General features: G+C 62.5%; 11 protein-coding genes. 4 read left to right on the forward strand and 7 right to left on the reverse strand.

Annotated elements, in window-relative coordinates; genetic code table 11:
* Nucleotides 1-33 precede the first annotated feature (33 nt).
* Together ODQ19_RS15065 and ODQ19_RS15070 are read right to left on the reverse strand one after the other, a co-directional pair.
* Nucleotides 34-1,044 carry an aldo/keto reductase gene (locus ODQ19_RS15065; protein ID WP_116666074.1) on the reverse strand — a complete coding sequence of 337 codons (1,011 nt, stop codon included), beginning with the start codon at nucleotides 1,042-1,044 and terminating at the stop codon, nucleotides 34-36.
* Nucleotides 1,045-1,124: 80 nt separating this feature from the next.
* Nucleotides 1,125-2,027, reverse strand: a complete 903-nt coding sequence (locus tag ODQ19_RS15070) for a LysR family transcriptional regulator (protein WP_330210496.1) — start codon at nucleotides 2,025-2,027, stop codon at nucleotides 1,125-1,127.
* 101 nt (nucleotides 2,028-2,128) lie between these two features.
* Here ODQ19_RS15070 and ODQ19_RS15075 point away from each other — a divergent pair, with 101 nt between their 5' ends.
* Entirely contained in the window at nucleotides 2,129-2,833 is a 705-nt protein-coding gene (locus tag ODQ19_RS15075; protein WP_330210497.1) for an SDR family oxidoreductase, read from the forward strand.
* Between the two features lie 49 nt (nucleotides 2,834-2,882).
* On the opposite strand, the gene ODQ19_RS15080 is transcribed toward ODQ19_RS15075, so the two are convergent.
* Nucleotides 2,883-4,193, reverse strand: a complete 1,311-nt coding sequence (locus ODQ19_RS15080) for an MFS transporter (protein ID WP_330210498.1) — start codon at nucleotides 4,191-4,193, stop codon at nucleotides 2,883-2,885.
* Nucleotides 4,194-4,350: 157 nt separating this feature from the next.
* On the opposite strand from ODQ19_RS15080, the gene ODQ19_RS15085 reads away from it, so the two are divergent.
* Both ODQ19_RS15085 and ODQ19_RS15090 read left to right on the forward strand, forming a co-directional pair.
* Nucleotides 4,351-5,451, forward strand: a complete 1,101-nt coding sequence (locus ODQ19_RS15085; RefSeq protein ID WP_330210499.1) for a sugar diacid recognition domain-containing protein — start codon at nucleotides 4,351-4,353, stop codon at nucleotides 5,449-5,451.
* Nucleotides 5,452-5,656: 205 nt separating this feature from the next.
* On the forward strand, nucleotides 5,657-6,796 hold the full coding sequence (locus tag ODQ19_RS15090; RefSeq protein WP_330210500.1) for a glycerate kinase: 1,140 nt from the start codon (nucleotides 5,657-5,659) through the stop codon (nucleotides 6,794-6,796).
* On the opposite strand, the gene ODQ19_RS15095 is transcribed toward ODQ19_RS15090, so the two are convergent.
* From ODQ19_RS15095 to ODQ19_RS15110, 4 genes are all read right to left on the reverse strand, one after another.
* Nucleotides 6,786-7,898: a class II histone deacetylase gene (locus ODQ19_RS15095; protein WP_330210501.1), complete on the reverse strand. Its 1,113-nt coding sequence runs from the start codon at nucleotides 7,896-7,898 to the stop codon at nucleotides 6,786-6,788. The genes ODQ19_RS15090 and ODQ19_RS15095 overlap by 11 nt on opposite strands.
* Nucleotides 7,895-9,049, reverse strand: a complete 1,155-nt coding sequence (locus tag ODQ19_RS15100) for an MFS transporter (protein ID WP_330210502.1) — start codon at nucleotides 9,047-9,049, stop codon at nucleotides 7,895-7,897. The genes ODQ19_RS15095 and ODQ19_RS15100 overlap by 4 nt, the downstream gene beginning before the upstream one ends.
* Before the next feature lie 22 nt (nucleotides 9,050-9,071).
* Nucleotides 9,072-9,944 (reverse strand): transporter, encoded by an 873-nt coding sequence (locus ODQ19_RS15105; protein WP_330210503.1) that lies wholly within the window; start codon nucleotides 9,942-9,944, stop codon nucleotides 9,072-9,074.
* A gap of 99 nt (nucleotides 9,945-10,043) precedes the next feature.
* Entirely contained in the window at nucleotides 10,044-11,015 is a 972-nt protein-coding gene (locus ODQ19_RS15110) for a helix-turn-helix transcriptional regulator (protein ID WP_330210504.1), read from the reverse strand.
* 228 nt (nucleotides 11,016-11,243) lie between these two features.
* On the opposite strand from ODQ19_RS15110, the gene ODQ19_RS15115 reads away from it, so the two are divergent.
* Entirely contained in the window at nucleotides 11,244-11,756 is a 513-nt protein-coding gene (locus ODQ19_RS15115; RefSeq protein ID WP_116668396.1) for a GNAT family N-acetyltransferase, read from the forward strand.
* The last annotated feature ends 59 nt before the right edge of the window (nucleotides 11,757-11,815 follow it).

Here is an 11,815-nt window from a genome sequence, read left to right on the forward strand (position 1 = left end):
GTCCTCGCGAAAGCCAATTATTGCGCGGGTAGTCTACAGGCGTGCCAATCGACCGGATACAAAATGCCCGACATCGTTGAACCCCGGCGAGGACGAATGCCCTGGCGTAACCAACGAATCAATGAACGCCTCGTCCTCAGCGCTGATTTTCACCGCCAGCGCTCCGGTGTAGGCGTCCCACTGCGCCTCGGTTCGCGGGCCGACAATCGCCGAGCTCACCGCCGCATTGTTCAGCACCCAGGCGATTGCGAACTCGACGATCCCCACGCCACGCCCTTGAGTGTATTGCTGGATCTGCTGGGCAATGCGCAGTGATTCAACCCGCCACTCGGTTTCCAGGATGCGCTTGTCCTGGCGCGCGGCACGGCTGCCGGGCTCGGGCGTGACGTCCGGTGCGTACTTGCCGCTGAGGACCCCTCGGGCCAGCGGACTGTAAGGCACCACACCCAGGCCGTAGGCCGCTGCAGCGGTGATCTGCTCGACCTCGGCCTGACGGTTGACGATGTTGTACAGCGGCTGGCTGATGATGGGTTTATCCACGCCCAGGCGCTCAGCCAAGCGGATCACTTCAGCGATACGCCACCCCCGGTAATTGGACAGGCCCCAATAGCGGATCTTGCCCTGGCGGATCAGGTCACCGATGGCGGAAACGGTCACCTCCAACGGCGTGTCGTGGTCTTCGCGGTGCAGGTAGTAGATGTCCAGGTAGTCCGTGTCCAGGCGTGCCAGGCTGGCGTCCAGCGCGTTGAACATACGCTTGCGGCTCAAACCGCTGCGGTTGGGCACGCCATCGGCAGGACCGAAGCCGACCTTGGAGGCCACCACCCAATCCTGGCGGTTGCGTGCAATCGCCTCGCCGACGATCTCCTCGGAGCGCCCGCCGGTATACACGTCAGCTGTATCGATGAAGTTGACGCCCTGGTCCCAGGCCTTGTCGATGATTCGCAGCGAATCTTCGGTGCTGGTCTGTTCGCCAAACATCATGGTGCCGAGGGTCAGAGCGCTGACCTTTAACCCGGACTGGCCCAATGTGCGATAAATCATGCAAAGCTCCCATGGCAGGTAAACGTGAGTCATGCAATACCAGACCCGAGCGCTCTGGAACAAGCCCTGAGCGCATTTCTTCATGCGCGTAGCAAAGTCTCGCAGCGGGCCTGTAAAAAACGATGCAGCACTTTCACGCGTTCTGACACTTGCAGGCGGTGGGGGCACATCAGGTTGAACGGCGTGGGTTCGCCTTGCCAGTCGGGCAGCAGGGGCACCAGCCGCCCGGCCTGGATATCGCGGGCCACGTCCAGGTTAGCTTTATAGGCAATGCCATGCCCCGCCAACGCCCAGCGGCGGACAATCTCGCCATCGTCGCTGAGATAGTCACCGCGCACTTCAACCTCCTGGAGCAAGGCCGCCTGGCGGAAATACCAGGTGCTATTGGCCTGGCCCCGGCGCATATACCGCAGCGTACTGTGGTGCGCCAAGTCTTGGGGCATACGCGGGGTGCCATGACGCGCCAGGTAATCGGGGCTGGCGCAGGCAATGCGTTGGTGGCCTGGCACCACCGGCAGGGCCACCAGGCTTGAATCCCTGGGCACGCCAAAGCGCAAGGCGATGTCGACGGTGTCGCGAAACAAATCGGCATTGCTGTCGTTGAGCAACAGTTGCAGGCGGATAGTGGGGTGTTCCAGCTTGAACTCATCCAACCAGCCCAGCAGCACATTGCGGCCAAAGTCCGAGGGCGCGGACAATTGCAACAAACCACTGAGGCTTTGGCCTTGTTGCTTGATGGCGTGTTCGCCTTCGGACAGGGCTTCCAGCGCTACCCGCACGCTGTCCAGATAACGCCGGCCTTCTTCGGTCAGGCGCATACTGCGGGTGGAGCGGGCAAGCAGGCGGATGCCGAGCCGGGTTTCAAGGCGCTTGAGGGCAATACTGGCCGCTGCTGGGGTAATGCCCAGGCCACGGGCGGCGGCCGTCAGGCTACCGGTGTCGGCGCTACGTACAAAGACTTCAAGGTCGAGAATTGAACTCATTGATAAAAATCCTTTAAAGATCTTGTCGTTTTACCCGGATTTTTCATCGATTACCAAACTGGGAAGATGAACGCTCACTTTCTTACTCAGGTAGCTATCTCATGACCTCTTCTCTGACCGGTAAAACCGTCATCGTTATTGGCGGCAGCAGCGGTATCGGTGCGGCAGTGGCCCAGGCAGCCTTGGCGCGAGGCGCGCACGTGATCGTGGCCGGGCGTCGCTTGGCCTCAAGTTTCGACAATGGGCTGCGCAGCGAACCGGTGGACGTCACCGACAGCGCCTCGTTGCAGCGGTTGTTCGAAACCGTAGGGCGCTTTGACCATCTGGTCTACACCTCGGGGCCTTCGGTGCGGGCCAAGCCGTTGAGTGAAACAGATCTGGATGAAGCCCAGGACAACTTCGATGTGAAGCTCTGGGGCGCGCTACGCGCCATTCAACACGCGCTGCCCTTTCTGCATGAACAGGGCAGCATCAGTCTGACCTCCGGCCAACTGGGGCGTAAACTGGCGGCTGGGCAGTTCATCAAGACCGGCATTAACGCTGCGACCGAGGCATTGGGCAAACAATTGGCCAAGGAACTGGCGCCTCGTCGGGTCAATGTGATCAGCCCAGGGGTAATTGATACACCGGCTTATGCAGGGCTTGGAGAAGAGCAACGCTTGGCGATGCTTGCCAAGGCGGGAGGGGGCTTGCCGGTTGGGCGGGTGGGGCAAGCGCAAGAGGTGGCGGCAGGTTATTTACTGGCCATCGAAAACGGTTTTATGACCGGGGCAGTGGTTGATATTGACGGTGGCGGCCTGTTGTAAATACCTGGCCAAAGTGAGAGGGAACAGGCCCCCTCCCACTTTGAAAACGTTAGGCCTTGAGCGTGCGCGTCATCCGCAGGGCCAGGACACTACCGCCTACAATCACCGCCGCCAGCAGGTACAACGCCACATCCGTGGACCCGGTGGCATCCTTCACAAAACCCACGATATACGGGCTGAGAAAGCCCGCCATCTGGCCCATGGAGTTGATCAACGCCAGGCCACCCGCTGCGGCACCGGCGCTGAGCATGGCGGTGGGCACCGGCCAGAACATCGGCAGGCCGGTGAGGGCGCCCATGGTGGCGATGGTCAGGCCCAGGATGGCAATGGCGGGTGAGTTGGCGAAGTTCACCGCGATCACCAGGCCGATGGCGCCCATCAACATTGGCACCACCAAATGCCAGCGGCGCTCCTTGCGCAAGTCGGCGGAGCGGCCCACCAGCAGCATGAACACCGCTGCCAACAGATACGGAATCGCGCTGAGCCAGCCAATCACCAGGTTATCGCTGAAGCCCAGATTCTTGATGATCGACGGCAGCCAGAAGTTGATCGCATACACGCCACTCTGGATGCAGAAGTAGATCAGGCCGAACGCCCAGATCGCCGGGTTCTTGAACACCTCGGCCAGGGAGTCACTGGTGGTTTTCGGCTTGTTCGCCAGATCCGTGGCCTGGTCGGCTTCCAGCACCGCACGCTCATGGGGCTTGAGCCACTTGGCGTTGGCGAAGCTGTCACTGAGCAGGAAATAGGCGAGGGCGCCGAGGATTATGGTGGGGATACCTTGCAGCAGGAACATCCACTGCCAGCCTGCCAGGCCACCTTGGCCGGCGGCGAAGTGATTGAGAATCCAGCCGGAAAACGGGCTGCCGAGCAAACCGGACACCGGGATGGCCGACATGAACAGCGCCATGATACGGCCCCGGCGAAAGGTCGGAAACCACTGCGAGAGGTACAGCACTACACCGGGAAAGAAGCCCGCCTCAGCGGCACCGGTAAACAGGCGCAAGGTGTAAAAGTGCGTCGGTGTGGTCACAAACAACAAGCACGTTGAAAGCGTGCCCCATACGATCATCATCAACGCAATCCAGCGCCGAGGGCCGAATTTGGTCAACGCCAGGTTGCTCGGCACGCCGCACAGCACGTAGCCGATAAAGAAAATCCCGGCCCCCAGGCCGTACACGGTTTCACTGAATTTCAACGCATCGAGCATCTGTAACTTGGCAAAGCCAACGTTTACCCGATCGAGGTAATTGAATAGATAGCAGATAAAGATGAAGGGGATCAGGCGCAGGGTGATGCGCTTGTAGATGGCGTTCTTATCGTCATCGCTGGCCAGTGCGGCAGTGGCGCTCTGTGACATGGGATTCTCTCTTTATTATGATTTTTCGCGGTGCGAGGGTAACGTTGACCGCCCTGACAGTCTCGGTGACGTGATGGGCAACTGTCTTTGTGCTGGCGCACAGTCGAGCCGCCTTTGCGCTGTGCCGGTGAACAACCTTTTTTAGGAAATTAGCCCCATGTTCGAGCTGGATCATGCCCTGGCGCAGGAGATTGTCGATCGCACCATGGCAATCCTGCCCCATAACGTCAATGTCATGGACAGCCAGGGCTTGATTCTGGGCAGCGGCGAGCCGGAGCGTATCAACACACGCCATGAAGGCGCGCAATTGGTGTTGGCCAATGGGCGTGTGGTGGAAATCGACGGGCAGACCGCCAAGCATCTCAAGGGTGTGCTACCAGGCATCAACCTGCCGCTGCTGCATGATCAGCGCCTGATTGGCGTGCTGGGTATCACCGGAGAACCCGATGGGTTACGCACCTATGCCGAACTGGTGCGCATGACCGCTGAAATGCTGGTCAGCCAACGCCACCAGCAAGCCGAGCAACAATGGCGGCGCCAGCGTTGCGATGATCTGCTAGCCCTGCTGTTGGCCGACAGCGGCGACGCCCCGCGCCTGGTGGACGAAGCCCAGCAACTGGGGCTCAAGCCACAGCTGGCGCGCACGCCGTACCTGTTTGAACTGGGCCCGGGCCAAACGGCGGAGGCCCTGAGCGCCTGGCTTGCCAGCCGCTACCCGGACAGTTGGTGCGTCAGCTCCGCGCAGTTTTCCTTGCTGTGGTGCCGACCTGCTGCGGTGCAGGTCGATAACCCCCGCTTGCTGGAAAAGCTCGACGGCCTGGGTTGGAACATCCTGCGCGTTGCCATCGGCGGGCAAGCGGAGGGCTTGGCGGGGCTGCGCCGCTGTTACCGCCGGGTAGGGGATCTGCTTGCTTATGGCCGCGATATCCTGCCGCAATCACGGCTGTTGACCCTCAACCGTTATCGCCTGCCGGTGATGCTGTGGCGTCATCGCAACGACGACGCCCTGGACGAACTGCTCAACCCGTTGCGCAAAGTGTTGGCCAAGGACAGCAACGGGCAACTGCTCGCCACGTTGCGCAGTTGGTGTGAACACGATGGGCAAAGCCAGGCGTGTGCCGACGCCTTGGGCATTCACCGCAACAGCCTGCGCTACCGCATGGAGCGCATAGCCGAACTCAGCGGCGTGGACCCGCTGACGCTCGATGGGATGCTTGCCTTGTACCTGGGCGTCCAACTGTTGCCCCACCCCCTGTAGGAGCGAGCTTGCTCGCGAAGGTCGTTAACGATAACGCGGGGTACCTGATTCACCGCGGCGCGCTGCGGTTTTTCGCGAACAAGCTCGCTCCTACAACGTGCATTGTAAGAATGAACAACAAACCCGCCCCCCACTTGTGCATCGGCCCCGCGTCATTGCCCCGGCCAACTGGCAGCATGGGCGTTATAAAAACCGGAGAAAGCCCATGAAAATCGTGATCGCCCCCGACTCGTTCAAAGACAGCCTGAGTGCCGCAGGCGTCGCCCAAGCGATTGCCGATGGGTGGGCCCAGGTCTGGCCGGATGCGCACATGCTTCAATGCCCGATGGCCGATGGCGGTGAAGGCACGGTGGATGCGGTGCTCGCCGCGTGTAAGGGGCAATTGCGCAGGCAAACAGTCCGAGGCCCGCTGGGTGACAGCGTCGAGGCGCGCTGGGGCTGGCTGGCCGACAGTCATACAGCGATGATCGAGATGGCCGAGGCCAGTGGTTTGCAACTCGTCGCGCCGGGGCAGCGCGACGCCTGTTCCAGTACCACCTTTGGCACCGGCGAGCTGATCCGCGCCGCGCTGGATGCCGGGGCGCAGCGCATCATCCTGGCGATTGGCGGCAGTGCCACCAACGATGGCGGGGCGGGGGCGATGCAGGCCCTTGGCGTACAGCTATTGGATAGCGAACGTCAGCCACTGCCGGCAGGTGGGTTGGCGTTGGCACGCCTGGCGCATATCAGTCTCGAACAACTTGATCCGCGCCTGGCACAGGTGCGTTTTGAAATCGCCGCCGACGTCAACAATCCCCTGTGCGGCCCTCATGGAGCGTCGTCGATTTTTGGCCCGCAAAAAGGCGCGAGCCCCGAGCAAGTGGCACAACTGGACGCTGCCCTTGGCCACTTCGCCGATCATTGTGCTCAGGTGCTGCCCAAGGATGTGCGTGACGAACCCGGCAGCGGCGCCGCCGGTGGCTTGGGGTTTGCTGCCAAGGCGTTCCTCGCGGCCCAGTTTCGTCCAGGGGTTGAGGTAGTCGCTGAACTGGTTGGCCTCGATGAAGCGGTGCGTGGCGCCGATCTGGTTATCACCGGCGAAGGCCGCTTCGACGCCCAGACCCTGCGTGGCAAAACCCCGTTTGGCGTGGCGCGCATTGCCCAGCAACAGGGCGTGCCGGTGGTCGTGATCGCGGGCACCTTGGGCGACGGCTATGAGCAGATGTACGCCCAGGGTGTAGATGCCGCATTTGCATTGCCGTCGGGGCCCATGTCACTGGAACAGGCCTGTCACGAGGCGCCGCGCCTGTTGCGTGAGCGGGCCTCGGACATTGCGCGGGTATGGCGCCTGGCAGCTACTCGCTGACCCCGCGCGCCAGCCGCTCCACCCACTGATCTTGAAACCCCTGTAGCGCAGCACCCGGTTGCTGCAACTGCACAAACTCAAGCATCGGGTCTTGCACCGCTGTGCGCACGCCGCTCAATTCCTCCAGGGTCGCCAAGCCGCAGAACGGCACATAGGCTTCGCTGTAGCCGCCTTCGTGCACCAGCACCAGGCGGCCTTGGCATAGGCGTTCGGCGGCCAGGCGCAGGGCGCGGGTCAGCAGTCGGAACGATTCACTGTGCAACAGCATGCGCGCCAACGGGTCGACGGCGTTGGCGTCATAACCGCAAGCAACGATGATCAACTCCGGCTCGAATCGCTCCAGCGCGGGCACCACGATGCGTTCCATGGCGTGTAGATAGGTGGCGTGACCACTGCCCGGTGGCAACGGGATATTGATGTTGGCTCCCATGCCGGCCCCTCGGCCTCGATCCTGCTCACCGCTGTAACCGGGTGGGTAGCAGCCGTCCTGGTGCAGGGAAATGGTCAACACATCGGCCCTTTCTTCGAAGATCGACTGCGTGCCGTTGCCGTGGTGCACATCCCAGTCGATCACCGCGACTTTGCCCAGCCCGTTGCGGGCCTTGGCGGCCTCGATGGCAATGGCAATGTTGGCGAGAAAACAAAAGCCCATGGCGCTGTCTGCCAGGCAGTGATGACCCGGTGGCCGCGACAGCGAATAGGCGTTGTGCGCCTGGCCGTTGAGCACCATGTCCACGGCGGCCAGGGTCAGTCCGGCGGACAGTTGCGCAATTTCGAAGCTGCCCGGCCCAATGGGTGCCTGGGGGCCAAGCTCACCGCCACCCGCATCGCTCAAGGCCTTGAAACGCTGCAGGTAAGCACGGCTGTGGACCCGCAGCAGATCCTCTTCACTGGCTGGCGGCGCGCTACGCAGTTGTAGTTGGCGGCTCAGTCCGGAGACATCCAACAGGCTTTTCAGGCGGCGCTTGGTCTCGGGTGACTCGGCATGCCCGCTGCCGGCCGGCGGCTGCACCCAGCCGCCCACGGGCAGGGTCAGCGCATGGGCGCCAGCGCTGTGCCACAGGCTCATTTCGTCGAAAAAAAATGCGGTGGTTGGGTTCATACCGGTTCCAGTTCAGTGGGGGAATGGGGACGGCTGGCGACGATCATCACCAGGGACAGCAAGGTCATAGCGGCTGCACCAAGCAGCAACAGGCTGAACCCGCCGCTGGCTTCGATCAGGCGGCCGGCGAGCGCTGGGCCGATGGCCAGGCCGCCGCCGATGACCAGGTTGGAGGCGTTCATCAGCTTGCCGCTGTGATCAAGGTCGGCCAGGCAGGCCAGGATCAGCGGCAGAATGAAGGTCCAGGTGAATTTGAACAGCAGCGCCGCCAAGGCAAATCGCAGCAATGCGGGCTGGCCGAACAACAGGAGCACCGCTGCCGCCATCAACAGGTAGCCCAGCAACAACAGCACTCCACGCGGCAAGCGGGTCCCGATCAGTGAAGCGCTCGCGGCCCCGGCAATGCCCATCACGGTGGCGATGGCGAGGATTTCGCCGCTGTGCTGCGCCGAAATCCCGGCACTGGCGCCCAAGGCCCCGATAAAGGTCCAGACGCCTCCCAAGCTGATATAAAAGGCCAGGACCGCGCCAACCCCCAGGGCGGCTTTCCAGCGTGAACCGGGCAAGAGCGGGACGCGGCTGGCGGGCAAGGCAGCGCTACCGGCGGGAAAAGCCCGCGCCAATGGCAGCAGCAGAGCCATCAACCCTGCCAGGATCAGGTAGCAGGCATTCAAGCCAAACCGCTCGAACAAACCAGGCAGCACCACCAGGCCGACGGCACCGACGATCAACTGCCCCATCACCCACAAACCATAGACTCGGCTGGGATTGGCGGTGGTGGCGGCACTGGCCAGGCAAAGGATCATCAACGAGCCGCCGGCCAGGGCGCTGGCACCGCGCAACACCAGCAGCACGGCGTAGGTGTCGGCGAGCATCGACAGCAGGTTGGCCGCAATGAACAACAGCGCGGCGACCCGGGCGGCGGTGCGCCAGTCAACCCGCTTGAGCCACCACCAGGCGGGCAGGGTCGCCAGGCTCATGGCGCCCAGTTCCACGGAAAACAAGTCGCCAATTCGCGCCGGGCTCAGTTGCCACTGGCTGGCCAACTGCGCGGCCACGGCGGGAGCGGTCATCAGGAGGGTCGGAGTGATGGCTGCAAACAGCACGATCGCCGCCAGCCGTGCCGTTATCGCAGGGTTGGAAATGGGCATTTTCAAGCTCCAGGGAAAGGGGTCAGAACACATGCACGAGGCGCAACAGCGCTTCGGTGCCGGCATAACCATTGGAAGCCGCAACGTGTTGCGAAAGGCTGACCATCAGTTGGTTCTGCCGGTCGAGCCAGTGCCCGAGTTCGAAGCCGACTTGGGTGTAGCGCTTGTGGGTATCGTCGAGGCGACGGTTGTTGAGGCGCAGGGCGCCACCGTCTGCCTGGATCAGGCGCAGCGCGCCGTAAGTGGCGGCGCTGAAGTCATACGAGGCAAAAGCCTGCAGGCGATACAGCGGGGCTTGCTTGAGTTCGCTGCCAAAGTAATCGTCATTGCGGCCATAGAGCTGGGCTTCCAGATTGGCTTCCAGTACCCAGTTTTCGCCGATGCCATGGGTGTAGTTGTAGACAAAGGTGGCGCCCCAGCGATTGGCACCGGGGGAGACGTCCGGGTTTTGGCTGTGGTACTCACCCACCGGCACAGTGATCAGGCTCAACAGGCCGCTGTAGGTGCGCGAGACTGGGTCGTTGACGAAAAACAGCGTGCCGCCCACCTGTGGGTCGCCCAGACCGCGCTCACGGCTGCGCTGGTTGGCGCCGGGCAGGCGTGCGCTGATGTCGGCAAAGGGCAGGATGAATTGTGGCGTGCACAGGGTGCCGCAGGCGTCGGTGAAATACACCTGGCGGTAGGCCACGGCGTTGACCCTGAGGTCGGCCTTGCCGGTGCTGTCGGCGGGGCCATGGAAATCGCCGGCACGGGTGGCGGGCAGGTACAGCACACCCAGGCGGGTGCCTGGTGGAGCGGCGAAAAAGTCGCGGGCGTTGAGGTCGGCAGCCTGGCTGTCGAGGCTGAGCAGGGTGGCGCACAGCGCTGTCAGGTTACGTAGGCATGTTGAAGTCATGACGAAGCGTCTCGTGTCAGAGGAGGCCGGAAAATGGGCAACAGCAGCCCGTGACCGAAAAAAACGACCGTGGCAAAACCGTGGGAAAAGCGGGCAGGGTCAGTCGGGCGGGGCGTGCACCAGGTGCGCTATGCGCGCCTTGTCCTTGACGCCGAGCTTGGTGTAAATGGCGCGAATATGATGACGTACGGTATTGGGCGAGAGGCCAAGGTCGCGGGCCACTTCCTTGTAGGTCTTGCCCTCGCCAAAGCCTTGGGCCACGTCGTTTTCCCGCGGGCTGAGCTGGGGCAGGGCGCGGTTGAGGCGCGCGGCCAGCAGTAATTGGTCACCCACTGGGGACGCCTGGATATGGACGTGCTTGCCGTCATGCCCGCGCTCATCCAGGGGCACCGGCAGGGTGGGGCCGCACCATTGCGGCCATTCGCTGAGCAGCAAGTCGACAAAACCGCGCTCGGCGCATTGCAACACCCCCCGTGGGTCGCACACCGCCAGGGCCAGATTGCGCGGGCTGGTCAGGGTTTCGCGCATGGCTACCAAGGTGCGTATCTGGTTTGCCGAGACCGCCGCCACCAGGTGCAGCATCAGGTTATTGAGCAACTGGCGCTCCTGCGCGTTGAACTTGGGCGCAGTGGGCTGGCGGTAGAGCGTCAGGTGGTGGCTGAGGTGGGTTTGCGGGTCGATATGGATTACACACAGCAATTCACCCAGGCCGTGGCGTTGCGCTAACCAGTTCAAGGCGCTGCCGCTGGCGAGGTCGCGCATATCGATGATCACCGCTTCGCCGGGCGAGGCATGCACCCGCGCAACGGTCACGTCCAGATGGCGGATTGACTGCCAGTCCGCCAGGTAGTCGGGGGGCAACTGGTAGAGGTAGCTGTTGTGCTCTTGCGGCAAACCGTTGATGACCGCCGAGCGCCCCCACCAGGCGCTGTCGAAGGCCAGCAATTGGCTGAGGCGCGCCAGGGCATGGTGCTGAAAGTGTTCGATATCCTGGTGTTGGGCCAGGCGTTGCAGGTCCAGGGTCAATGTGCTGAAGGCCTGTAGCAGGCTCACGGGATCAAGGCGGTTCATGGGGGTTCCTCTGTGGGACTTTTTTTGTTGTTCTCGTCACAGGGTGAAGGCCAAAACGTCGGGGCGACGGGGCAGGGCCTGGGCTGAGTATCGGTGCTGCGCGCAGTGATCGCCATCGTTCAGATGCAGGATGGTGCTGGTTGGCCGGTGGGAAAACTCCGGGCTCGTCAGGCGGGCGACTTAGCCTCTACACTGGCCGACCCCGTGTCTTTCATAGGATGAAATGCAATGCACCCACCTGAACCGGCTATCGTGATCCAGCGTTTTACCGAGGCCCACCTGGAGGGCGTCGCCGCGCTCTACAACGAACCGGCTGTTTGCCGTCAGGTGCTACAAATGCCTTTTCAGTCGGTTGAGATGTGGCGCAAGCGCCTGGTGATGGATAACGAGCGGCGCCTGCAACTGGTGGCGTTGCAGGGCGGTGAGGTGATTGGCCAACTGGGGCTTGAGCAATACCTGCGCGTACGCCAAAGCCACGTTGGCTCGTTGGGTATGGGCGTGGCGCCCGCCTCGCAGGGCAAAGGGGTAGGTTCGCGGCTGTTGGCGGCTGCGCTGGAGGTGGCTGACAACTGGATGAACCTGCACCGTGTGGAGCTGACGGTTTACGCGGACAACGAGCCTGCGCACAACCTGTACCGCAAGTTCGGCTTCGAAGTGGAAGGGCGGTTGCGCGATTACGCCCTGCGTGATGGTGTGTTTGTCGACACCCTGAGCATGGCGCGCCTGCGCACCTCGGCTTGATCCTGTAAGTATAGGGACTACATAACGTCGATGAAGGCGGTGTGTCAGTTACTGAGTCT

Origin of the sequence: Pseudomonas sp. AM4(2022) (genome assembly GCF_036346515.1) — a bacterium.
Classification (GTDB): Bacteria; Pseudomonadota; Gammaproteobacteria; order Pseudomonadales; family Pseudomonadaceae; genus Aquipseudomonas; species Aquipseudomonas paracarnis.